The sequence below is a fragment of the Sphingobacterium yanglingense genome, assembly GCF_004363245.1.
GTDB classification, from domain to species: domain Bacteria; phylum Bacteroidota; class Bacteroidia; order Sphingobacteriales; family Sphingobacteriaceae; genus Sphingobacterium; species Sphingobacterium yanglingense.
The window spans coordinates 38825-62039 of record NZ_SNYV01000003.1 but is presented as its reverse complement, the minus strand read 5'-3'; the positions used below and the strand labels follow the sequence as shown (position 1 = coordinate 62039).

At 42.3% G+C, this 23215-nt stretch carries 19 protein-coding genes and 1 tRNA gene; 10 read left to right on the top strand and 10 right to left on the bottom strand.

What is annotated here, in order from left to right; translation table 11 throughout:
- The first annotated feature begins 4 nt into the window (after positions 1-4).
- On the top strand, positions 5-2368 hold the full coding sequence (gene tamL / locus CLV99_RS01340; RefSeq protein WP_133582692.1) for a translocation and assembly module lipoprotein TamL: 2364 nt from the start codon (positions 5-7) through the stop codon (positions 2366-2368).
- On the opposite strand, the gene CLV99_RS01335 is transcribed toward tamL, so the two are convergent.
- Complete coding sequence (locus CLV99_RS01335; protein ID WP_133582691.1) at positions 2365-2901, bottom strand: hypothetical protein; 537 nt, start codon at positions 2899-2901, stop codon at positions 2365-2367. The two genes, tamL and CLV99_RS01335, sit on opposite strands and share 4 nt — an antisense overlap.
- A 133-nt stretch (positions 2902-3034) precedes the next feature.
- Between CLV99_RS01335 and CLV99_RS01330 the strand changes: the two genes are divergently transcribed.
- The 4 genes from CLV99_RS01330 to CLV99_RS01315 all read left to right on the top strand — a co-directional run bounded on the left by CLV99_RS01330 (position 3035) and on the right by CLV99_RS01315 (position 6397).
- On the top strand, positions 3035-3292 hold the full coding sequence (locus tag CLV99_RS01330) for a hypothetical protein (RefSeq protein WP_133582690.1): 258 nt from the start codon (positions 3035-3037) through the stop codon (positions 3290-3292).
- 266 nt (positions 3293-3558) lie between these two features.
- Positions 3559-5226 carry an asparagine synthase B gene (gene asnB / locus CLV99_RS01325; RefSeq protein ID WP_133582689.1) on the top strand — a complete coding sequence of 556 codons (1668 nt, stop codon included), beginning with the start codon at positions 3559-3561 and terminating at the stop codon, positions 5224-5226.
- A gap of 116 nt (positions 5227-5342) precedes the next feature.
- Positions 5343-5416: transfer RNA gene (locus CLV99_RS01320), tRNA-Asn, on the top strand.
- Positions 5417-5479: 63 nt separating this feature from the next.
- On the top strand, positions 5480-6397 hold the full coding sequence (locus CLV99_RS01315; RefSeq protein ID WP_133582688.1) for a PfkB family carbohydrate kinase: 918 nt from the start codon (positions 5480-5482) through the stop codon (positions 6395-6397).
- A 27-nt stretch (positions 6398-6424) separates the two neighbouring features.
- On the opposite strand, the gene CLV99_RS01310 is transcribed toward CLV99_RS01315, so the two are convergent.
- The 3 genes from CLV99_RS01310 to murB form a co-directional block, all read right to left on the bottom strand.
- Positions 6425-6673 (bottom strand): cytochrome b5 domain-containing protein, encoded by a 249-nt coding sequence (locus CLV99_RS01310; RefSeq protein WP_394347243.1) that lies wholly within the window; start codon positions 6671-6673, stop codon positions 6425-6427.
- An 18-nt stretch (positions 6674-6691) separates the two neighbouring features.
- The gene (locus tag CLV99_RS01305) at positions 6692-7201 is read right to left on the bottom strand and encodes an RNA polymerase sigma factor (protein WP_133582687.1); all 510 of its coding nucleotides are present in this window, start codon (positions 7199-7201) and stop codon (positions 6692-6694) included.
- A 273-nt stretch (positions 7202-7474) separates the two neighbouring features.
- Positions 7475-8485 (bottom strand): UDP-N-acetylmuramate dehydrogenase, encoded by a 1011-nt coding sequence (murB, locus tag CLV99_RS01300; protein WP_133582686.1) that lies wholly within the window; start codon positions 8483-8485, stop codon positions 7475-7477.
- Positions 8486-8604: 119 nt separating this feature from the next.
- Here murB and CLV99_RS01295 point away from each other — a divergent pair, with 119 nt between their 5' ends.
- Complete coding sequence (locus tag CLV99_RS01295) at positions 8605-9213, top strand: TetR/AcrR family transcriptional regulator (RefSeq protein ID WP_133582685.1); 609 nt, start codon at positions 8605-8607, stop codon at positions 9211-9213.
- Here the strand turns inward: CLV99_RS01295 and CLV99_RS01290 are convergent.
- The 5 genes from CLV99_RS01290 to CLV99_RS01270 form a co-directional block, all read right to left on the bottom strand.
- Positions 9203-10177 carry a YpdA family putative bacillithiol disulfide reductase gene (locus tag CLV99_RS01290; protein ID WP_133582684.1) on the bottom strand — a complete coding sequence of 325 codons (975 nt, stop codon included), beginning with the start codon at positions 10175-10177 and terminating at the stop codon, positions 9203-9205. The two genes, CLV99_RS01295 and CLV99_RS01290, sit on opposite strands and share 11 nt — an antisense overlap.
- Positions 10161-12350, bottom strand: coding sequence for an FUSC family protein (locus CLV99_RS01285; protein ID WP_133582683.1), 2190 nt, complete (start codon positions 12348-12350; stop codon positions 10161-10163). The genes CLV99_RS01290 and CLV99_RS01285 overlap by 17 nt, the downstream gene beginning before the upstream one ends.
- A gap of 9 nt (positions 12351-12359) precedes the next feature.
- A complete protein-coding gene (locus CLV99_RS01280; RefSeq protein WP_133582682.1) occupies positions 12360-12917 on the bottom strand; it encodes a helix-turn-helix domain-containing protein in 558 nt (185 codons plus the stop codon).
- A 134-nt stretch (positions 12918-13051) separates the two neighbouring features.
- Positions 13052-13639, bottom strand: a complete 588-nt coding sequence (locus tag CLV99_RS01275) for a YceI family protein (RefSeq protein WP_133582681.1) — start codon at positions 13637-13639, stop codon at positions 13052-13054.
- Positions 13640-13735: 96 nt separating this feature from the next.
- On the bottom strand, positions 13736-14824 hold the full coding sequence (locus CLV99_RS01270; RefSeq protein ID WP_133582680.1) for an MBL fold metallo-hydrolase: 1089 nt from the start codon (positions 14822-14824) through the stop codon (positions 13736-13738).
- Positions 14825-14932: 108 nt separating this feature from the next.
- Between CLV99_RS01270 and CLV99_RS01265 the strand changes: the two genes are divergently transcribed.
- The 4 genes from CLV99_RS01265 (at position 14933) to CLV99_RS01250 (ending at position 19023) form a co-directional block, all read left to right on the top strand.
- Complete coding sequence (locus CLV99_RS01265; RefSeq protein ID WP_162849972.1) at positions 14933-16051, top strand: lipase family protein; 1119 nt, start codon at positions 14933-14935, stop codon at positions 16049-16051.
- Positions 16052-16413: 362 nt separating this feature from the next.
- The gene (locus CLV99_RS01260; protein ID WP_133582678.1) at positions 16414-17790 is read left to right on the top strand and encodes a hypothetical protein; all 1377 of its coding nucleotides are present in this window, start codon (positions 16414-16416) and stop codon (positions 17788-17790) included.
- Positions 17791-17793: 3 nt separating this feature from the next.
- Complete coding sequence (locus tag CLV99_RS01255; RefSeq protein ID WP_133582677.1) at positions 17794-18798, top strand: SPFH domain-containing protein; 1005 nt, start codon at positions 17794-17796, stop codon at positions 18796-18798.
- 3 nt (positions 18799-18801) lie between these two features.
- Positions 18802-19023 carry a hypothetical protein gene (locus CLV99_RS01250; RefSeq protein ID WP_133582676.1) on the top strand — a complete coding sequence of 74 codons (222 nt, stop codon included), beginning with the start codon at positions 18802-18804 and terminating at the stop codon, positions 19021-19023.
- Between the two features lie 20 nt (positions 19024-19043).
- On the opposite strand, the gene CLV99_RS01245 is transcribed toward CLV99_RS01250, so the two are convergent.
- Positions 19044-23030: a two-component regulator propeller domain-containing protein gene (locus CLV99_RS01245; protein WP_246032676.1), complete on the bottom strand. Its 3987-nt coding sequence runs from the start codon at positions 23028-23030 to the stop codon at positions 19044-19046.
- Positions 23031-23215: the final 185 nt, after the last annotated feature.

The following is a 23215-nucleotide window of genomic DNA, read 5'->3' as shown; positions in this document are numbered from 1 at the left end:
ATTAATGACTAAAAAAAGAAGACTTTTATTTTTTGCAAGTATAACACTTTTACTCCTAAAATTCGCCTCCTGCCGGTCCGCAAAATACATGGAAGACAATCAGGCGCTTGTTACGGATGTAAATATGAGCGGTATGCCCAAGGAACTGAAAGAGTCTGCTTATGCGCATGTTTCTAATGAAATTAGGCCCAACTCTGTCTTGAATTTAAGCATATATAACCTCTTTAATACAAAGAATGGGCGTTACAAGACCCAAAAAATAAGACAGGTCGGTGAAGCTCCACACTTGCTTGACTCTTCACTCGTTGAGCTTTCCGCCGATCAGATTCAACGTTTTTTATATACCAAAGGATATTTTAGAGCCCATGTTTCTCCTCATTTGCAACTTCATAAAAAGAAAGCAAAGATTGACTTTGTATCACAATTGGGAGATCCATTCTATGTTCAGAAGATAAATTATGATTTTGAAGATGCTGTTTTTTCACAGATCTACACCGATGAGGTAAGCCCCTCCAGCAAGTTGCAGGAAGGTATGCAATACGACGCTGCAAAACTCGGAGAGGAGCGGGAGAAGTTTTTTCACGCTGTAAAAAATAAGGGGTATTTTGATTTTTTACGCCAGTACATGCGTGTGGGAGTGGATACCACTATGGAGGGCAATAACGCAGCTCTTCTTGTTAAGGTGGCCAATCCGGAGCATGGCGTACATCAGCGTTATAAAATAGGGCAGGTGAGTCTGCATGTGCTACCTGCTGATGGAAAGAAGCGTGAGGTGGCCCAAGACCGAGACCCGATCACAGGGATAGTTTTTGCCGATCAGACCTCTCGGTACCGACTGAAGCCTATTGCTCGTTATATGTATATACGGCCCGGACAAGATTATAATCTAAGTAATGAGAACCTATCCTATGATCGTTTGTACGAGATGAATGGGTTTCGGAGTGTGAAGATCAGCTATGAAAAAGTAGATAGCAGTGTGCTGGATGTATCCTATGAGCTTGTTCCGCGCCCGTTAATGGCCAATCAGGTGGAGGGCGAGTATACCTTTAGTTCAGGGATGAGTGGTTTTAATATTGGTAATACTTTCTCTCATCGCAATGTCTTTGGCGGAGCCGAGCTTTTGGAGGTGAAATTGCGATATGGAGTTCTATTTGATCCCAGGCTCGCTGGTAATCTTAAGGATAAAATTTTCAATAATGACTTTCAGGTCGGTGTTAATCTGGTTGTTCCACGCTTGTTATTACCTTTTGGAATTCGTAGCTCTGGACGATTTGGACTTCCTCGGACGATGTTTTCATCGAGCCTGCAGTTGTTTAATCAGGATGGTACCTACTCGAACCGTTATTTTATCAACACCTTGAATTATACCTGGTGGCAATCCCGCAATCTTCAGCACAGTTATACACCTTTGGTACTCGAGTATAGGGCAGGGCGCTTTGATCCAGGATTCCGGGATAGATTAATAGAAGAGGGCTATCAGTTATATGTAGAGTCTAATGACCGGCAATATTTTGGATTGGGTTCGCAGTATGCTATTACCTGGAATGCCCCTAAGCTTCAGAAGTTGGAGGACTTTTCCTTTGCGCGTGGCGTTGTCGATCTAAGTGGTAATACATTGGGCGTGTTAAGTTCTTTGTTTCGTTTTAGGGAGAATGCCGCAGGGATGAAGACGCTGTTTGGCGTTGCTTATCTCCAATATGCCAAGGCCGAAGCTGATTATAGGCTATATCGGTATCTTGGTGGTAATCGGCAGTTCGTCTTTCGGTTCAATGCCGGAGTTATTGTGCCCTATGGCAATAATTCGGAATTATTGATTTTTGAAAAGAGTTTATTCTCTGGAGGGATGAATGGTATACGGGCTTGGCAAGCGCGGACGCTGGGACCAGGAGGGTATAATAGAAGTAGTATCAAAGCTTCGGACGATGCCAAGACCGAACAGTTGCGGCTCAATCTGCGGAATCTTGATCAATTGGGCGAATTAAAGTTGGAGTCTAATTTTGAGTACAGGTTCCGTCTTTTGGATAATTTTCTAGGAGCCAAGATGAATGGAGCTACTTTTGTGGATATGGGTAATATCTGGCGATTACGGCCCAATACGTTAAACCAGGAGGGAGAGTTCAAGTTTGATAAATTCTTGTCTCAGATTGCAATAGGCACCGGTTTTGGTCTGCGCTTTGATATGGATTATTTTACGATGCGTCTGGATGCGGGCCTTAAGGTCAAGGATCCTCAGTTTAAGGGAGGAGATCAATGGGTAATCAGGCACCTTTTCGACGCTAAGGAGTTTAAGGATATGTACCGACAGACGAATAGCCCGGATCGATACGGCTTTTTTCAGTATAATTTCGGGGTAGGGCTTCCTTTTTAGAAAAAACTCTTTAAGACTTCAAGTGCACTCTCTAAGATTTGACTGATGGACAGTCCTTTGCTGAAAGAGAAATAGCCATAGATCACAGCCAGTACCACAAAGGTTGTCAGCAGACGTTTGAACGCATAAGCCAGTAAGAGTAATACACCTGGGATGATAAGGAGTAGAAGACCATTTATTTTTACTGGCGTTATCTTGTTATCTTTCTTGTAGAGAAAGTAGAGCTTTCCTGAGCTTCCATTTTGATTTTTATGTTTGAAGTAGGCAAATGTAGATCCGTCTATGGGGTGTGTTGGTACACCGACTCCCTGGTGGAACGATAATGTCTGTTCAAAGCCATTGATACTGAATTTGAAGGTGCCATTGATAGCTTCATTGGCTACTTCGCTAGAGTCGACAGCGATTATAGCTACTTTTCCGTTTGCGGTCAAGTTTTCTTTGACTATAAAGTTGTCTATATATTGAGGGCTGTTCTGACCATAGCTATAGATAGAACAGCATACAAGGGCGAAAAAAAGGAATAGTATTCTCATGTCTGTAACTTCGGTACAATATTACTAAATAATTCTGCTAAAGAATTGTGCCTTCGTTTTAAATCGTCAAAATATTTTTAAAATGTAGATATACTTTGTACCTTTGGCCAAAGAAAAAATAGTATACAATATCATGGAAAATACAGCAGCTCATAGACAGCCTAAAAAAACAGATAACAATGCCAATCAAACGCATTATTACGTTACGTTGACTGTCGCCATTATTATTGGTTTGTTTGGCGTTTTTGTAAGATTTGTGCCTGATGTCATTTCAGCATTGGATCAATATACTTTCTTGTTTTCAATGATTGCTAATGTTTCCGTTATTATTGCTACACTTATTGCATTCAAAGTCGTTTTTGGAATTTTAGGTTTCGGAAGCAAAAAATAGCTTATACAAAAAGAATAATATCCTAATAATAAGAGAGGCAGTGTCGTAAAGACATTGCCTTTTTTTGTGCCTTTTATTTTTGTTTAATGCTATTATCGTTGATTGTGTTTGTTTCTTTGATTTGTTGTTTTTGATTTAAATTTGTTAACATTATTTTTGTTTTGTTATTAAAATCATAACAATATTTAAATATTGTTATGATTTTAATAAAACAATTTGTTTCTTTGTTCTGTCATTAATAATAAGAAGCATTAAACAGGAATATTATGTGTGGAATAATAGGAGCATTTGATTTAGTAGAGTCAGGATCAAAAGTTAGATCCCGTGTATTGGAGATGGCGAGACGGATTCGTCATCGTGGACCGGATTGGTCTGGTATATTCAGTACAGATACGGCAGTTTTGGCGCATGAACGCCTTGCAATAGTCGATCCTCAATCAGGTAGCCAGCCCTTGTACAGTAATGATGGTCAGGTTGTCTTGGTTGTCAATGGTGAAATCTACAATCATCAAGAATTGCGTAATTCTCTGCCTGGATACGAATTTAAAACAGCATCTGATTCGGAGGTTATATTGGCGCTGTACCTTCAGCACGGGGTTTCTTTTGTCGAAGAGCTCAATGGAATTTTCAGCTTTGCACTTTACGATTCGCGCGATGGTTCTTATTTTATAGCTCGTGATCATATGGGGATTATTCCATTGTATTATGGACGTGACGAGTTGGGGCAGCTTTTTGTGGCTTCCGAATTAAAATCTCTCGAGGGGTTTTGCGTAGACATAGCGCAGTTTCCTCCCGGATGTCAATTGTATAGCCAAAGTAGGAGTCAGGTTCCTGAGCGCTGGTATTCCCGCGACTGGGAATCCTTTGATGCGGTGTCCGACAGCATTGCGGATTACAGCGTGCTTCGCGACGCATTGGAGGGAGCGGTGCAACGACAGCTGATGTCTGATGTGCCTTATGGGGTGCTCTTGTCGGGAGGGCTGGATTCTTCAGTCATTGCTGCAATAGCTCAGAAGTATGCTTCCTCCCCTTTGCACTCCTTTGCCGTCGGTCTTAAAGGAGCTCCAGATCTTTTGGCAGCCCAGCGTGCGGCCGATCATATCGGTACAATCCATCATGAAGTTCATTTTACGATCCAAGAGGGGTTGGATGCCATACGGGATGTAATTTATCATCTAGAGACGTACGATGTTACTACAGTCAGGGCATCTACCCCGATGTATCTTTTGGCCCGATCGATCAAGTCTTTGGGGATTAAGATGGTGTTGTCGGGAGAAGGGTCGGACGAGTTGTTTGGGGGTTATCTCTATTTTCATAAGGCACCCAATGCGCGGGAGTTTCACGAGGAAACTGTACGCAAGCTAAAAAAGCTATACCTATACGATTGCCTGCGAGCCAATAAATCGCTCGCCGCCTGGGGCGTAGAGGGGAGAGTGCCTTTTTTGGATAAGGAATTTATGGATGTAGCCATGCGTCTCCATCCTGCAGAAAAAATGATTCAAGAGCAAAGAATGGAGAAATGGATGTTGCGTAAGGCATTTGAAGACTACCTGCCTGCGTCCATTGCTTGGAGGCAGAAGGAACAATTTTCCGATGGCGTTGGTTACAGCTGGATCGATACCTTAAAAGCGCAGGCTGAAGCATTGGTTGAAGATTCGGATTTTGAGATGGCGGGTGCACGTTATCCTATCAATACCCCCAAGAATAAGGAAGAGTATTACTACCGGACGATATTTGAGTCACACTTTCCGTCGGTCACGGCGGCCAGTACAGTGCCTTCGGTCAAGTCGGTGGCATGCAGTACACCCGAAGCATTGTTATGGGATGCGTCGTTTCAGGGGGTAAATGATCCCTCCGGACGAGCAGTTGCCCATGTACACAAAGAAAGTTATGTCGAAGTGGATTCTCAAAGTGGTTTAAAACGAGTAGGTTAGTCTAAAGTCCGCTAGAAAGCGATTAAATAAACATATTAAATGTAAAAATCTTTTGGAAAATTCTAGTCTAAGCTGTATCTTTGTGTCACTTTAGAAGGAAGTACTTCTAATATGATTCCTGAATAGCTCAGTTGGTTAGAGCATCTGACTGTTAATCAGAGGGTCGCTGGTTCGAGCCCAGCTTCAGGAGCGGAAAAAGTGAAACCGACTATTATTAGTCGGTTTTTTTTGTTTTACGTATAATGTACAACTCATGAGTTTGGTAATTGTCGGCACGGTAGCTTTTGATGCTATCGAAACACCTTTTGGAGAAACGGATAAGATTGTTGGAGGTGCAGCGACCTTTGCGGGATTAGCTGCTTCTTTTTTGTACGATAATGTGAAGCTGATCAGTGTAGTGGGGGATGATTTTGGAGACAATATGTCTCTTTTTAAGCGAGGGAACATTGATACCTCCGGGATACAGGTGATTGCTGGCGGGAAGACCTTTTTTTGGTCCGGAAAGTATCATAACGATATGAATAGTCGGGACACCCTGGCGACCGACTTGAATGTATTGGCTGACTTTGACCCTAAGATACCTGCTTCTTATCAAGATTGCAGTTACCTGTTGTTGGGCAACCTGACTCCTCAGGTTCAGATCGATACGCTGGCCCGCCTGCAGCATAAGCCGAAGCTAGTTGTTTTAGATACGATGAATTATTGGATGAATGTCGCTTTGGATGACCTTAAGGTTGTTTTGAAAAAAGTCGATGTATTGACCATTAATGATGCGGAGGCGAGACAGCTGTCTGGCGAATACTCATTGGTAAAAGCAGCGCAGAAAATAATAGAGCTAGGTCCAAAGTATTTAATTATTAAGAAAGGGGAGCATGGAGCCTTGTTGTTTGGTGAGGGACAGGTCTTTTCTGCTCCAGCGTTGCCGCTGGCTGAGGTCTTCGATCCGACTGGTGCGGGCGATGCGTTTGCCGGTGGTTTTATTGGCTATTTAGCGCGTGTAAATACCGTTAATTTCTCGAATATGAAAAATGCTGTTATCTATGGTTCTGCTATGGCCTCTTTCTGTGTCGAGCGGTTTGGTACCGAACGTTTACAGGATTTGATACAAGATGAGATCAGAGATCGGATACAGGATTTTATTTCGCTTTCAAAATTTGAGATAAGCGAATAGAAATTCGCTTATCTCCTTATATATTGCTTAACCTAAGCGTCCTACCACCGGAAATTTTTGAAATACAGTCTCGCTGTGCGGAGCATCGGCTAGTTCTGCTGTTAGATCTTGCCCCGCCCAGTGTTCATAGTGCATGCCTCTCTTCCATAATCTACTTGTCGATACATCATATATCAGTCCCTGATAAGCTACCCATATAGCGGGCTTGTCCTGGCCGTTTCTCAGTGCCAGTTGTGCTTTTGTGTAGTAAGTGAGTTCTTCGCAGTCCATTGCCATGGCGCAAAACTACAGAACTCAATTGATTTTATAGGCAGATAGCGATTTTTTCATCATTTTACGTGCTACGTGTATCCTTGTTTTTACCGTACCTATTGGGATATCCAGATGTTCGGCTATTTCATGGTACTTGTACCCCTCAAAATACATTGTAAACGGGGTGTAGTAGTCTTCCGATAGCGTGGTGAGGGCTGTGTTGATATCCTCCATTATAAACTTGTTTTCGCCATTATTCAGTGTGGCCGAAACAAGTAGATTGGATGGAGAGATTTCCTCTTCTTGCGTAATGAAAGTGTTGGTCTTGGTGATTCTGCGGTAATTGTTAATAAAGGTGTTTTTCATAATGGTATAGAGCCAACCTTTGAGATTGGTTCCATCCCGGAAGTTTTTAAAATAGGTGATTGCTTTTACTAAAGTGTCTTGTACCAAGTCATTTGCATCATCCTGATCCTTTGTGAAGTTTCGAGCATAAGACTTTAACGAAATCGAATGCTGAGTCACAAGGTTGTTAAATTCCATTCTGTTCATAGCGGTAGTGTTTATTCGTTATTACAATAATTCGTTTTTATTCGAAAACGATGGCTCCCTCCCGAGGTACAGAAAATATACCGGCTCTCTCAGTTATTAAATGAACTGCAGTTCGGTAAATAGATAGCAAAGACTGTGCTAGTTTTTATTGAGAAATATTAAATTTTTGTTATTATAGGGTAAATTTTAGTCAAAAAGTACGCCCACGATTATTCTAACGCATATTTTGCGTTTTTGTTTTTAATAAGTTATTAAGAAATGTGGAAAACTTTTTTAAAAAATATTTACCTCTCGCTCTAATTCGATGCCAAACTCTTGAAATACAGATTCAATGATGCGTGTTGATACATCAAAAATAGCTTGACCTGTAGCCTCTCCTTTGTTTGTTAGAACGAGGGCTTGGTTCTTCCAGACTGCGACTTCTCCGATTTCTTTGCCTTTCCATCCGGTCTGCTCGATGAGCCATCCGGCCGCTACTTTAGACTCGCTGTTTCCTAGTGGGTAAAAAACTAGCGTTGGATGTTGCGTGAGCAGTTTATCCCGTTGTTGATTCGAAATGATTGGATTCTTGAAAAAACTACCTGCATTACCTATGGTACTCGGATCAGGAAGTTTTTCAACACGGATATGAGATACCACCTCTGCTACATCTTTTATTGTTGGTGCAGTGATACCTCTTTTTTTTAACTCCGACTCTATAGCTCCGTAGCTGGTATTGAGCTGGGCATGGAGGTGTAATCTATAGGTCACCGACAATATGATAAACCGGCCTTTATATTTGGTTTTAAATATACTGTCCCGATAGGTGAAGGCACACTCTTTATTGGTAAAAGTCCTAAATTCTCCTGTACGTGTGTCGAATGCACGACAGCTGTAGAATACATGCATCAGTTCTGCTCCGTATGCTCCTATATTCTGCACTGGGGAAGCACCTACAGTACCTGGTATCAATGCCATGTTTTCTAGGCCCGGAAAATTATGTTGGATGCAATACCAGACCAAGTCATTCCATACTTCGCCTCCAGCAGCAGTAACAAATATATGCGAACCCTCTATAAAATGCTGTATGCCTGTATTGGCAACTTTGATGACTGTACCGTCAAAGTCTTTTGTGAATAGCATGTTGCTGCCCCCACCTAGAATAAGGAATTTCTGTTGGAAATAGCCTTTTCTGTACAGTTCCGTTAGTTTCTTTTCCTCCCGTATCTCAACGAAATTTTTGGCTATAGACGGTACACCAAAGGTGTTTAGATTCTTTAAAGAGATGTTGCTTAATACGTCCACAGAGTATTGAATTGACTTTTACTTTTAAAAATTCAAATTAAAGTACTACCTTTAATCGTTTTGTTGCGTAAAGATAGCAATAAAGCGAACGATTTGAACAAACTTATTTTATTTCGAATATGCCGAAAAATGCAGATGAAAAGCGACTGAAGATTTTAGAAACGGCCAAGCGGAGATTTGCACACTATGGGATGGCCAAAACGACAATGGCCGAGATTGCTAAAGATCTTTCCTTTTCAAAAGCCCTCTTGTATTACTATTTCCCCGATAAGAATAGTTTGTATGCTGCTGTCCTTGAGCATGTGATGGAGGAGTTGGAAGAGGATATTACAACATCCCTCAAATCCATACTTTCTGTTTCTGAGTCCATTGTTGTGGTATTGGAAAAACGTATGGAATTCGTGAAGAAGTATTATTATATTCTTGAATATACGGTTCTCATGCGCAAAGATTTATCTTCAGAGCTTGATCAGCTTTTGATCGATTCTTTTGAAAGTCAGAAAGCGATAATCCGTGATGTCTTTCGTCAAGGTATAGAACGTGGCGAACTAATGGATGTGGATCTGGAGGAAATTTCTAAGATATTTCTGTTCTCCTCTATGGGGATGCGTTTGGTTGTTGTCAAAGACCTAAAGAGCAGTTTTATTCCGGATAAAGAAGAATTTGATGCTATCTTGGCTATGCAAAAGAAAATGGCCGCGATTTTCATCAGAGGACTTAAGGTCTAGCCTCAGCTTGGATCGAAGCGATTATTAAATCTGCGTGTATTCTTGAGTTTTCAATAAACCAGAGGTGGGTATTCAGTCCGCCGCATACTACACCTGCGAGATACATCCCTTTGATATTAGTTTCCATTGTAGTAGGGTCGTGGCTTGGGATCATCGGTTCCGTTTCTGGAATGTCAATATTGAAATGGCGCAATAGCTCAAAGTTAGGGCGGTATCCTGTGAGGGCGATTACAAAATCATTGGCGATGATTTCGGTACCTTTCGGTCCACTGATATGCACTTGTTGCGCTTCTATTTTTGTTAGGTTACTATAGTAGCGTACCTCAATTTCTCCGGCAGCAATCCGATTTTCTATATCTGGTTTTACCCAGTATTTTACCCTTGGACTGATTTCATTTCCACGGATTACCAATGTCACTTTCGCGCCTTTTCTATAGGTTTCTAAAGCTGCGTCGATAGAAGAGTTGCTGGCACCTACCACCACTACACGTTGCCCTGCATAATAGTGCGGGTCATTATAGTAATGGCTTACTTTGGCTAGATTTTCTCCAGGGATATTCAGGTGCATAGGGATGTCATAAAATCCGGTAGCCACAATAACGTTTTTGGCTCTATAGCTTCCTTTGGTCGACTGTATCTGAAAAATGCCACCTACTTTAGTGCAACTTGTTACCTCTTCAAATAGCCTGACGTTTAAATCAAAGTGCGTGTAGGCTCTTCGGTAGTATTCCAGCGCTTCAGCCCGTTTGGGCTTTGGATTTGTGGATACAAAAGGCACATTGCCGATTTCAAGCTTTTCAGCCGTAGAGAAAAACGTCATATTTACCGGATAGCGGTACAGCGAGTTGACCAAGCATCCTTTATCTAGAATGAGGTAATCCATATTTTCCCGTTTTGCGGCAATACCGCAGGCCAGGCCTATGGGGCCTGCCCCAATAATCAGTACATCATACAGTTTCTCCATTTGTAGCTGGTTTTATGCGCTCTAAGTCCTCACTTTTTGTAATGAGGTCTGCTGTTATTTTCTGTATATCTGTTGCTATTTTAATGAGGAACTGCAATTGTTCCGTGATGAGTCTTGCATCGTCACTTTCGGTTTCCTCTGTATCCAGACGTTCTATCCCTTTGAAGGGTTGGAATGGTGTATCCTCTTCTTGGCTCACTGCCGCAATTGTTTTTTCCAATGTACCTAGGGCTTTGTAAAGCTGTCTAAGGTGTGCATTATTAAAATGGTGGTTGTCAGCATCCTGTAACTGCGTCATTAGGGTCGCTGTATACGACGAAAAAACGTGATTCAGAATGACAAAACGGTTTACTTCCTTGGTTACATTCTGTCTCCATTTGGGCTCTGTCAATAGACGCTGAAATGTAGACCCCATATTGGCTGATGCAATATATACTTCTTTGCGGGCCAGTTTATAGGATGTGATATCGTCCATGTTGCCGGACAGTACACGTACAGCTTGTGCAAGGTAGTGATAGTTGGCTATTAATAGACCCCGTATATTCGTGCGTATCTGAAAGCTTTCCCAGTTCGGAAAGATAATATAGCTTGACAAAAACGCCAGAGAGCCTCCGATGAACGTATCAAGAATCCGCTCCTGCGCCATCTCTAAGGTATTGACTCCGGTGAAACTGAGCATAATCAGTACATAGGGAGTCATAAAGATTACCGCCATGATATAGTTGACGCGAAATAGGCTATAGGCAATAAGGAAGAAAATAATCAAAATAACGAACCGCGCTGTGAGATCCGGTATCATGACCAGTACAATACCACCTAAGATACCTCCGATTACGGTCCCGATCAGTCGCTGTACATTCCGTTCCTTTGTCAGACCAAAACCAGGCTTTAAGATGACGAGTATCGTCAGTAATATCCAGTACATCCCAAAGTGCGGGTAATTGATCAAGTTGAGCGTGAGGTATGTGCCTGACAACATAATTGACATACGCAGTGCATGTCTGAAGTTACTCGAGTTTAAACTAAGGTTGTCCCTGAATTTTTCCCAGTTGAGCGCTTCATTGCGTAAGAACTTACGGCTATGCTGTATCTCTTCCTTTTCGACATTGACCGATTTGAATTGGCCATAGTTATATATATCCCGGATATGTTTGGTGATAGAGCGGATATTGATCAATATTTTTTTCAGGGGTATTGCACTTTGCTCAGAAGATTTGTCAAACTCGTCTACTGCCACCCTGAGCTTGTCGATCTCTGCTTCCAGATCGTATATCGGTTTAGGAATACGGTTTGCATTGATCTTGTAGGCGATATTGTCCAGCTCATGTGTCGCTTTTAAGATTACAGCTTTGATATTGTCCAATATACCCGATGGGCCATAGTTTATTCTTACTTTGTCGTAGTCGTAATGTGTGGTCATGCTCTGCTCAAAGAGATCGATGACATCATTGAATATCAAGGAAAGAAAGCGTCCCTCTTTGGTCGTATCCTTTATGGATCGCTTGCTACGGAACAGGATATCCCTTACATTTTCCTGGTGAGAGTTGACCGCTATCTGACTTTCTATAAGTTTGATGTAATTGTCGTCGACACCTATGCGGGTATCATAGAAGTTTGCCTTTAGTCTCAGGTATTCCGCAACTTGAAGGATAGTCTCCGATAGCTCTTGCTGGGCCAGTCGATAGGGGCGTACCTGCATGATAGAAAAGCTGATGAGCATATACCAAGATGCCCCGATCAAGAAGTAGATGAGGTAGGTCATTTCCTCTTTTAGGGTATGTACGTCATCCACATTAATAAGCATGATCAGTAGACACATGGTTCCGATCGTTGCAGCGCGTGTATTAAATACCGCCAGCATGGAGAATAGAAAGGCCAGTATAGCGATGATAATCGTCATCAGGGGCAGTATGCCATTGCATAGTGCTGTAATGAGGATCGTTACACTACCTAATATGGTACAGTAGACCATTCCGAATTTCCGATGCCGCGGGGCACCCGGTGTATCGGATAGGCCGACGATCAGTGCACCTAAGGAGATGAGCGTACCTGTTTTGAATTCACCAAAGAATGCACATATCACCACAGGGATAATCGTGCCCATCGTGATCCGCAATCCTTCGGCAAAGTATTGACTGTAAAAAAAACTGGTTATCTCTTCCGTCTTTCTCATATTGGTCGACTAAAGCTGGTCTAGGTATTTTCTGTCCATCCGTTTTTCAGAGCGGAAAGTCGAGGCAGATACGCCTACAATTTCCTTAAACTGTTTGCTGAGGTGTGCCACACTACTATAGTTGAGGCGATAAGCGATTTCTTTCAGTGACAGTTCATTATAAGAAAGAAGCTCCTTGGCTTTTTCAATCTTCAACTGTATATAATACTTCTCTACCGTAATTCCCTCCTGTTGAGAGAATACAGAGCTTATCGTGTGGTAGTTGGTCCCGAGTTTTTCACTGAGATAGGCCGATAGTTTGATCGGCTCCGTATTCAGCGCACCTACGAGCTCAATCAGTAGTGTTTTTACTTCTTTTGCTAAGTTGTCTTTAGGGTCTTCAATGAGTTCGAATCCAATATTTTCTAGTGCCGTACGGATCTGTTCGGTTTGCTTTTCGGGTATAGCCGATGCAAATTGGATCGTACCTAGCTGTACGTTTGAAAAAGGAATCTCCAACTGATTCAGGATGTCCTCTACTGCCGACACACAACGCTTACAGACCATATTCTTGACAGCTAATTCCATTTGTACCTCTTCTATTTTGTTTAGATTGTTTTTCGAGTATAAACTTAACGAAAATTGCCTTTATATGCAATATTGAAAGCTTGCATATAAAGGCAATTTGTAGATAATCCGCTAACTGGATTATAGCGAGACGACTAGTTTTTTACAGCCTCTACGTAGACAATGATTTCTACTGTCGGAGCAACTGCATCTACACCTGTAGGTAGTTTGTCGTTGTATTTGATGTTGTAGTCAAAGCGGTTGATCGATGTTGTCGCTGTAAATCCTGCGCGGGTTTTGCCCCACGGATCAGTGATGATACCACCGTTCTGTTTTACCTGGAATGTTACCTTTTTGGTGACATCACGGATCGTAAGATCTCCGGTTAGGACGAACCCACCTTTTGCATGATTAAGTGAGGCATTGGTCAACGTCATTTTTGGATATTTTTCTGCGTTGAAGAAATCGTCACTTTTCAAGTGGTCATCACGCATCTGTACGCGTGTATTGATGCTGTTTACATCGATAGAGAAGTTCACCTTAGCCTTGTCAAAGTCCGTTGCATTTGCTGTTTCCACAGTACCTTCTAGTTTGGTAAAAGCACCATCTACAATAGCGATTCCTAAGTGTTTGACCTCAAATCTTGCATTGGTATGTGCAGGGTCTATAGTCCAGCCTACCTGTGCGAAGCTTATGTTCGTAAAAAGGACGAGTGCAGTAAATACGCTTAATACAGTTTTCATATGTTCTTGTTTTTGTTTGTACAATGCAAAGGTCGGTCAAGTTTTTGGTCCAAAACTTAATCTACATTAATTAAACAAAAAAAAGCGGGATATGTTTTACTCCAGACCTTCCCACCAGCGCGGATATAGTTTATACTCTTCTAAAGATACTATTTGTCCTATCTTCGGTGTTATGATCGCTATATGTTGGGCTGTGGCCGCTTCTGTAACCCGCTTTAGGGGTTCATCCCAGGCATGGTTGGCCAATGGAAACTTGGCCGAATGTACCGGGATCAGATAGCGGGCCTGTAAATCCTGTGCTGCAGTGACTACCTCCTCTGGCATCATATGTATATACTTCCACATGGCATTGTATTGCCCATTCTCCAGAATCGCAAAATCAAAGGGACCATAGGTATTACCGATTTCTTTGAAGTGCTTACCATAGCCACTATCCCCTCCGATAAAGATTTGTTTAGAGCCTTTTAGCACAAATGAGGACCATAGTGTCGTATTGCGTTTGAAGGTTCTTCCCGAAAAGTGCCTAGCTGTAGTCGAGTGAATCTCGAACCCGTCTATTTGAGCTTGGTCTCCCCAGTAGAGTTCAGTGATCTGCGCGGCAGGATATCCCCATTTTTCTAGATGTGCGCCTACCCCGAGTCCCGTCACGATATGTTTGACCTTGTCCTTCAGTTTCATGAAGGTATTATAATCTAGGTGATCCCAGTGGTCGTGCGTAATAAAAAGGATATCAATCTCCGGTAGGTCCTCGACCTGGTAGTTGTATTCGCTATCGAAGGCGCGTACACTCACCCGCACAGGTGTAGCATATTTGCTGAATACGGGATCCACTAATATTTTTTTTCCGTCCAGTTGGATATAATAGGACGAATGTCCAAACCATACATAGAGATTACTGTCTATGGGCAAGTGGTGTAAGTCATTTTTTTCTACGGGGATAAGGTCTTTGGGGATATTCCGTACCTTCTTGGCAAAGAAAAACTCTTTCAGCATTTTCGAATAGCTGGTTCCCTCGGCTAGGGCCGGTGTATGTTCTAGGTTATCAAAAGCCCCCTCCTTATAGTTGGGTTTGCTCTGCATTAGCGCTAGGCGTGAGCCACTAGCATTTTTTCCAAATCTATCGTGTTGCATGTACAATAGTGTCACTAGGACAAGCAGTACAATGAGGGCTAGGATTACCTGCATACTTCGTTTTAAAAACTTTATCATCTCTTCTTAATATCTAAAGTTATGCGAAATATTCTAATCTAAAAGTCATAACTTTAGGAAACTACAATGCTATATAAGATACTTATGGAAATACCCTTGCTTTGCAAAAAGATCTGTCTATATTTTTTCTTAGCCTTAGGGCTTCCTATTGGTGGCTATGCGCAGGTGCTCCAGCCTGGTTTCGACAAGGCCGAGTTTACAGAGATTTTGGCTATTAATGCACGTTTTTCGGAGAGCCCGGAGATGGCCCGGTATATTCCAAATCCCGAGCATTCCCGTTTGCTTTATAAGAGTGGCGAGGTCGGACTGGTCAATCATTGGCAGCTGTGGCTCATGGACGAGCGTGTCGCAGTCATCTGTACACGGGGTTCTACACGGGAGGGCGAGAGCTGGTTGGCCAATTTATTTGCGGCACAGATCCCTGCCAAGGGAGTCTTACATATCGAGAAAGATTTTGAATTTGAATATACCCTGGCAGAGCACCCGCGGGCGGCAGTCCATGCAGGATATGTTTTTAGTTCCGCATTCTTATTGCGCGATGTATTGCCCAAGATTGATTCATGCTACCGCTCAGGTATACGGGATTTTGTTCTTTCTGGCCATAGTCAAGGGGGCGGAATTACCTATATCATGAGCGCCTACCTATTACAGCTGCAAAAGGCAGGCAAATTGCCGGCAGATATGCGCATCAAGGTCTATACCAGTGCGAGTCCCAAGCCTGGCAATCTTTATTTTGCCTATGATTATGAGCATAGCGTAGGAGAGGGATGGTCGCAGCATGTCGTCAATACCGAAGATTGGGTGCCACAGTCTCCCTTTACTGTGCAGACTATTTCCGACCTGCCCGATGTCAATCCTGTGCCCGCTCTACGCGCTACACTCAAAAAGCAGAGCTTTTTCAAACGCCTATTTTTCAACTCACTTTATAAAAAAATGACGAATCCATCGCAAAAAGCGGTAGACCGTTATCAGAAGTATCTCGGCAAATTTACTGGCAAGCAGATCAAGAAATACTATCCTGATTTTGTCATTCCAGACTTCGTCAATAGCAACGAGTACGTACGTACCGGCAAGCAAGTCGTTCTGTATCCAGACAGCAGTTACTTTGAGCAGTTTGATTACAGCAGAGACAAGACTAAAATTATGCTGCACCACTCGACAGTGGCCTACTATTACCTGCTTAAACATAACTACGGGAAGTAAAGAATCTGTTTTTTATAACTTTTCTGAGCTATTCATTTAAATATTTACAATATGCTATCTGTAAATTTTCGTTTAATGTCGCCTTAGCGGATTGGCAATAGCACTGAGAGGCACTTCCGTTGTGCCAATACGGTACAGCGACGAGTTTTGCTCCACTTTTGAGGAAAAAGTGGATTGCCCGTCCGGTAAAGAGGACGACAAACCAAGCTGATAATTTATATACACGATTTATGATCTGTTAAGTAACTAAATGAATATCGCTATAACTTTTATTATTCGTAATACAGGGGACGTATTGTAAACCGATTTGCCTTTGTACAGGGACTTCTTTAATTTTATTCTCATAATACGTTATAGCGAGCATGGCAAAACAAATAAAGGCATTAAAATGTCCCCAATGTGGTAGTGTAAAGAAGCAGAATGTTAAGGAAGACCATTATATCTGTAACCATTGCGGGACTGAGTACTTTTTGGATAATGATGATATCAATGTCAATATAAAGCACCAGTACAGTGGCAATAATCTTGACCCCAATACTAAACGGAATATCATATTTGCACTGGCTGGATTTCTGTTTTTGTTGTTTTTTGTGAGCCTGATCCGTAACTGTGGAAGTAATAACAGTGGGACTTCAAATACGGGTTATATCGATAAGATTACAAAGGAACCTTCCTATTATGAAAGGATAAAAGACAATTTGGCCTTCACTGCTTATAACAGCAAGAACCCAATGTTACTTTTTATCATCGCTCGTAGCAAAACTAGCTTTGATCGGGAGAATGCCGAATACTTTGCCCGTTTTTACGATCCCTTAAAAGAAAAGATCGTGAATGACGTTCTCCTACCTGGTTGGAAAGATGATTTTTATGTAAAGAGCACTACGTTCAGCGATGGTGCACATTATATCTGCGCAGATAAGAGCAACCGGGTTTACAAAATCGATCCAGCGAAAAACGAGCTTATCGATATGACGGAGACCTTCTTTGCAGGTGTGCCCGAGTTTGCTTCCGGTATCGCTACGTTGCGTTTTACCCAAGAAGTAGAAGGGGATGGATTCAATATTATGACCAATGACGGTAAGGAATACTATTATTATCCGTTGGTCCGCAAGATTTATAAGGACCATTCCGAACGACGTAATGCAGGGATTGGACTTTCCAGTTTATTGCCGGGTGCAAGTCCTTTGATACGGTATGCAATATCCGAAAAAAGCCGGGACTATCCCAATGAGAAGATCCAACTGCTCAAATACTGGTACCAGCACAATCCTGGTTACCCTATTATGTTGCCCTATTCTTATCAGGTGGTATGGGAGAAGGTGTATGACTATCCAAAGAAATCGGGTATCTACTACGGTTCATTTCCTTATGTCAAAAAACTATTTAAAGATTCACGGATAAATAAATTCGTAGATCTCACTCCCGATCGTCTTTACTTTGATGCCAAGATCGAGTATCAGGATAGTGCCAATGTGTATATCTCAGGGTTGCCCAATGCTAATCCTGAAGGCAATAGGTTCCTTCAAAAAATAGATACGGAGACAGGCAAGATTGTGTGGAACTATACGCCAGCGAGTGATAACTATGCTTTCGAACACGTTATGTACGGTTACGCAGGTGGTCTCGTGTTTGGCTATTATGATAGAGCTTCTACGGCCCGTACCAACTGGCTTATCATTATGGGCAACGATGGGACAATTGTAAAAGATATAAATAAGGACGAATTATTTAAAAAGTAAAAGATGGGACTATTCAATTTTTTTAAGAAACAAGTCGCTACAGTCATCGAATGGCAGCCGCAGGCTCCTGGATTGTTGGTGTGGAAATATCCTGCAGCGACAGACGAAATAAAGAACGCCAGTAAATTGATAATTGCTCCAGGACAGGGTTGTGTCTTGGTATATGAAGGCAAGATTACTGATGTGATCGATACCGAGGGCGTTTACAATATCCGGACGGACAATCATCCTTTCATCACCTCATTGCTTAAGGTGGCCCAGTTGTTTGAGAGTGAACACAAGATGGGGCTTTACTTCTACCGCAAGGCGGAGGTGGTTAATCAGGGCTGGGGTACATCTTCACCAATCAAATATATGGACGAGTACTATAAGATTCCGATCCAGTTATCTGCTTTTGGTAATTTTTCATACCGTCTTAGCGATGCAGGGCGTTTTTTTACAGAATATGTCGGTTCGCAAGATACCTATAGTACCGAAGCATTCCGCGAGGCGATACAGGCTCGTATCCAGCAGGTGCTGACTTCCTGTTTGGCAGAAGAGAAAATGCCTTATACCAAGATCGATGCGGAGATTGCCCGGTTGTCTACTACTATGAGAGATCGGCTTGTGCAGGATTTTGAAGCCTTTGGTCTCGTGCTCCGCGACTTCAGGATCGAAGGAAACTCATTTGATGAGGAGACACAGACTCGTATCGGTAAGATTGCCGATATTACGGCCGATAGCCATGCCGCTTCAGAGGGAGGACTTAGCTACGTCGAGTTGGAAAAACTTCGTGCCCTACGTGATGCTGCCAAAAATGAAGGCGGGCTTGCTGGAGCAGGAGTCGGGCTTGGAGCAGGTATGAGTCTGGGTAAGGTGTTCAGCAATTCTATTGATGAAGTCACGCAACCTACCGTAGGGGTAGATCCAATGGAACAATTGCGCAAGCTCAAGCTTCTGTTGGATGAAAATATCATTACCCAGGAAGAGTTCGAAGAGAAGAAGAAGGATTATTTAAATAAACTGTAGGCCATGAAGCATATTATTACATTTCTATTCGTTGTGTCTTTACTTGTAGTAGGTTTTGTGTCGCTCAACTATATGTGGGGCTGGGTAGCTGTAGATTATACCCAGCTGGTCAAGATTGCTATTTCTGTAGCTGTGGTCATCTTTATAGGGACAGGACTAGCCATGGTGTTCAGCGCTGCGTACGCACGTCCTAAAAATCAGCAGGACGTCGGTAAGAAGGATTGATCCTTTGTCAAACTGGGGCACTATTCTGTCGGGGATACCTGATCGCTGTGTACAGTGATATATAAGCTGGGGGTCATACTATAGTGTTTATGAAAATCTCTCGAAAAGTTTGATTGTACCGAATAGCCTACCATGGTTGCAATCTGAGCTATCGAATGTTTCTTTAGTAGTAGTAGTTCGGCAGCTTTTCGTAATCTCGAGATATTGATCAATTCGTTAGGGCTGAGGTCGGACAGGCCTTTTATCTTGCGATACAATGTCGGTCTGCTCATATTCATAGATTTGGCCAGTACCTCAACATTAAGCTCTGTCGAGTCAATCTGTTCATAGATAACCCGATGGAGCTGATCTATAAAATCCTTATCGGGTTCAGATACATGCATATCCAATACGTTGGAAGTTGATGGTGCCGTAAAATAATCTTTGACGATTTTACGGTTGTTGAGCATATTACGGATGTTCACCAGTAGGTACTCCAGGGAAAACGGTTTTTCGATATAAGCATCAGCTCCACTTTTTAATCCTTCTATTTTGGCATCCAATCCATTTTTTGCCGTTAGAAAGATGACTGGAATGTGGCTGTATAAGATGTCTGATTTTATGCGCTTACACAGTGCCATGCCATCCATAATCGGCATCATAATATCAGTAAGAACCAGTTGTACATCATTGGCTTCTATGATTTCCATGGCTTCTGCGCCATTACCGGCTCTTAGTATCGAGTAATTTCCCTTGAGCTCTTTGTTTAGATAGGCCAGTATCTCCTTATTGTCTTCTACAACGAGAATAATAGGGTTTTCTTTTTCTGGATTTTCTTCGACAGCGATTCCCTGTTGTTCAGAAGGAGCGGCCGGAGGGTCGTTGGGCGACTGCTTGTCATTTTGCTCGTCTTGCAGTATCGGGCAGGAAAGCAAAAAGAGATTCCGTTCGCCTTTAGTATATACGAGAGACAGGGAGCCATGATGAAGCTCTGCTAAGGAGCGGGAGAGAGGTAGTCCGATCCCTGTTCCAGTATTTTTGTCTGCATCATACAGTCGGTAGAAAGGTTCAAATATTTTGTCTTTTTTATCAAAGGGAATAATCGATCCATCATTGCCAAACTCTACATTGAACATGATGTCATCACTGTTGAAAGGCAACAGTTTTATTTCCACTTCTCTGTGCGCATATTTAATGGCATTATGGATCAGGTTTGTGAATATTTTTCGAAGCGCTTCGCTATCCACATAAGCTGTCAGGGTAATACGAGGTAGCAGCAGTTGGTATGTTAGTTTTTTTTCCTTAGCGAGAGGTCGCAAATCATTGAATACTTCATCGAGAAGGGTGTTGATCTCTGTCTTTGTAAAAATAAGGCTCATATTATTATTTTCTGCTTTTCTAAAATCTAAAAGTTGATTCGTCAGGATGATTAATCTTAACGTGTTTTTTTCAATCAGCGCAAGGTCCTGTTTGGTGTCTTCGTCCACGATTTTGCTCCCGTTCATTATTTTCTCCAAGGGCATTTTTATCAGCGTAAGAGGAGTCCTAATCTCATGGGCTAGATTGGTGAAAGATTCTAACTTGAGATTGTACATTTCCCGTTCTTTTTCTCTTTCATAATTGTCCATCTTTCGTACATTGCTCGCCTGCACCCATAAAAAGTAATACCGCAAAATCAGAAAAACAATTGCTCCCATGATTAAGAGGTAGAAGGTGTAGGCCCAGATCGAACGCCACCAGGGAGGCGAGACGATGATACGCAGTGTTTTTTCGGTCTGATTCCAGAGTTTACTATTATTGGCCCCGATATATCTAAAAGTATATGTACCTGGGGGCAGTTTATTGTAATATATCTTTTGATTGCCAGTTATTGTCGTCCATTCCTTATCGTAACCCTCCATGATGTAGCTATATACGTTGCTTTCGGGAGAGGCAAAGCTCAATGCAGCGATATTGAAGTTAATATTCGAATGATCGTGTGTCAGTCTAAGCTCTTTTGATAGTGATATAGAGCGTTTCAGAAAGCCGTCCTTGCTTATGGTTACATCCTTATTGTTGATCTGGAGATTGCTGATGAATACGGGCGGTACAAAATTGTTCTTTATCGTCTTGGCCGGGTTGAAGCTGACCATTCCCTTTATCGTACCAAAATAGAGTGTCCCATCGCTATCCTTAAATGCCGAGTTGTAATTGAACTGATCGGTTGGAAGGCCATCCCGTGCCGTAAATATCGTTTCCTCCGGACTGTTCTCTTCCAGTTTTACCAACCCACTCCCTGTAGATACCCATATCGTGTGGTTGTCATCTTCCAGTACTTTGAAAACCTGTGTCGAAGGAAGCCCCAATTGGTTGAGGTAGGTGGTGAATTCTCCGTTTCTTCGGTATTTGGAGAGTCCAGCCTCAGTAGCCAACCAAATGTTTTTTTTGCTATCCTCAAAAAGCCCATTAACGTAATTGTTGACCAAAGTGTTCCCCTTACCGGGCTGGGAAAGAAGTTGGCGATTTGTGCCTGCTATACGGTCATATACGATTACGCCACTGCCATAAGTGTTGATCCACAATATACCTTCTGCATCTTCGTATATCCCCTGTATCCATGCCAATGGGATAGGCGCTAGTTGAAATTCTCTTTTCTTCTTATCGTAGATGTATAGCCCTTTGTCCGTTCCTACAAACATGGTTTCGTCTCGGGTCTTATAGAGACATACTACAAATTTGCTTCGTGTCAGGCCTTCCCCAATCCCCCTATAATGCCTTTTTAATAAACCGGTTTTTAAATCTAGAATATCCAGTCCATGTGATGTAGAACCTACCCATAGTTCATCGCCCATCATTGCCAGTCCATGTAGATTATTATGAGTTATACTTCCTGGCTTGCCGTCGGCTTTGAAATGTTGTACCTTATTCGAGTTAGCTAATATCCTGTTTAGCCCCCCGTCTTCCGTCCCTATCCAGAAGTTGCCGTATTTGTCTTTTGCGATTTCATGGATCACATTCCCCGAAAGTGAAAACTTTCCATTTCCCTGTAGGTGCTTTTTAAAGTTTTCAAACTGACTGCTATACTGGTTTACCCCACCAAAAAATGTCCCAGCCCATACACTTCCTTCCCGGTCCTTAAAAAAGTTTATCACGACGTTGTCCGATAGAGAAAATGGATTGAGGGGATCTTTCTTGATATGACTGATTGTACCTTTACGGAGATCATAGCTGTAGATTCCCATTTCAGTACCTATCCATAGGGCGGACGGACTTTGTTGGATCACACCGTGGACCAAGATTGCCTTTTGTGGGTGTCGTTTTGTGATAAGGTCTGTCAGTTTGTTTTCCGTACAGTCCAATAGGTAGGCTGTATAGGCTGTACCGATAATGATCAGCGAGTCGTTGATGCCATATACTGTTTTGATACTGGATCGTATGTTCGGATGTAGTGCACGGAGATCTATAGTGGTAAACTTGTCCTCTTTCGTATTATACCGTAGTATGGCATGACGGCTGTCTACTAACCATAGATCCTGATTGTGGTTTGTACTGGCAGCGATTATCCGGTCTATGAGTTGATTGAATACCTTGAACGTCTGTCCCTTCAAACTATAACGATATAGACGGCCATTGGAAACAAACCAGATATAGTCCGTTGTCTGCTTTATAAAGCGGATCTCTTCCATTGGCACTTCTTCTATATAATTAAAGGCTTCCCGATCAGGTATGTACCGATACAAGCCATGAGTGGTACCAACCCACATAGTACCTTTGCTATCCGTCAGGAGACTTAGTATAGACGAGCTTCCTATGCGTAAAGTCGCAGAGTCGGTATGACTGAATACCTTGAATTGGTGACCATCGAAGCGATTGAGACCATTACGTGTACCAAACCAAAGGAAGCCTTGTTCGTCTTGAGTTATGGCAGTCACCGCGTTGTTTGATAGGCCATCGATGGTCTGGTAGCTGCGAAAATAAGTGGATTGTGCTTCCACACGACCGTGTAGCAACAGCATCAATACCATATATAGAGAGACTATCTTTTTCAAAACTTAGATCTTAAAGCTAAAATAAGTAATAAATAGTTTAAAACGAGCTTGTCTGACACGCAATGATAAAAAGTTGAGACGCTGTGAATGCTGCGGAGTTTTTGTTTTTCCCATTTTTATGTAATCAATGATAAACTGTATGTAGCGCTCTGAACTGCCATTCGGCAATGGTTTGGGGTGATACC

What these genes read in the sequence shown, in the direction of transcription:
- tamL (WP_133582692.1), top strand. Translation starts at nt 5, where the DNA reads ATGACTAAAAAAAGAAGACTTTTATTTTTTGCAAGTATAACACTTTTA.
- CLV99_RS01335 (WP_133582691.1), bottom strand. Translation starts at nt 2,901, where the DNA reads ATGAGAATACTATTCCTTTTTTTCGCCCTTGTATGCTGTTCTATCTAT.
- CLV99_RS01330 (WP_133582690.1), top strand. Translation starts at nt 3,035, where the DNA reads ATGGAAAATACAGCAGCTCATAGACAGCCTAAAAAAACAGATAACAAT.
- asnB (WP_133582689.1), top strand. Translation starts at nt 3,559, where the DNA reads ATGTGTGGAATAATAGGAGCATTTGATTTAGTAGAGTCAGGATCAAAA.
- CLV99_RS01315 (WP_133582688.1), top strand. Translation starts at nt 5,480, where the DNA reads ATGAGTTTGGTAATTGTCGGCACGGTAGCTTTTGATGCTATCGAAACA.
- CLV99_RS01310 (WP_394347243.1), bottom strand. Translation starts at nt 6,673, where the DNA reads ATGGCAATGGACTGCGAAGAACTCACTTACTACACAAAAGCACAACTG.
- CLV99_RS01305 (WP_133582687.1), bottom strand. Translation starts at nt 7,201, where the DNA reads ATGAACAGAATGGAATTTAACAACCTTGTGACTCAGCATTCGATTTCG.
- CLV99_RS01295 (WP_133582685.1), top strand. Translation starts at nt 8,605, where the DNA reads ATGCCGAAAAATGCAGATGAAAAGCGACTGAAGATTTTAGAAACGGCC.
- CLV99_RS01290 (WP_133582684.1), bottom strand. Translation starts at nt 10,177, where the DNA reads ATGGAGAAACTGTATGATGTACTGATTATTGGGGCAGGCCCCATAGGC.
- CLV99_RS01285 (WP_133582683.1), bottom strand. Translation starts at nt 12,350, where the DNA reads ATGAGAAAGACGGAAGAGATAACCAGTTTTTTTTACAGTCAATACTTT.
- CLV99_RS01280 (WP_133582682.1), bottom strand. Translation starts at nt 12,917, where the DNA reads ATGGAATTAGCTGTCAAGAATATGGTCTGTAAGCGTTGTGTGTCGGCA.
- CLV99_RS01275 (WP_133582681.1), bottom strand. Translation starts at nt 13,639, where the DNA reads ATGAAAACTGTATTAAGCGTATTTACTGCACTCGTCCTTTTTACGAAC.
- CLV99_RS01270 (WP_133582680.1), bottom strand. Translation starts at nt 14,824, where the DNA reads ATGCAGGTAATCCTAGCCCTCATTGTACTGCTTGTCCTAGTGACACTA.
- CLV99_RS01265 (WP_162849972.1), top strand. Translation starts at nt 14,933, where the DNA reads ATGGAAATACCCTTGCTTTGCAAAAAGATCTGTCTATATTTTTTCTTA.
- CLV99_RS01260 (WP_133582678.1), top strand. Translation starts at nt 16,414, where the DNA reads ATGGCAAAACAAATAAAGGCATTAAAATGTCCCCAATGTGGTAGTGTA.
- CLV99_RS01255 (WP_133582677.1), top strand. Translation starts at nt 17,794, where the DNA reads ATGGGACTATTCAATTTTTTTAAGAAACAAGTCGCTACAGTCATCGAA.
- CLV99_RS01250 (WP_133582676.1), top strand. Translation starts at nt 18,802, where the DNA reads ATGAAGCATATTATTACATTTCTATTCGTTGTGTCTTTACTTGTAGTA.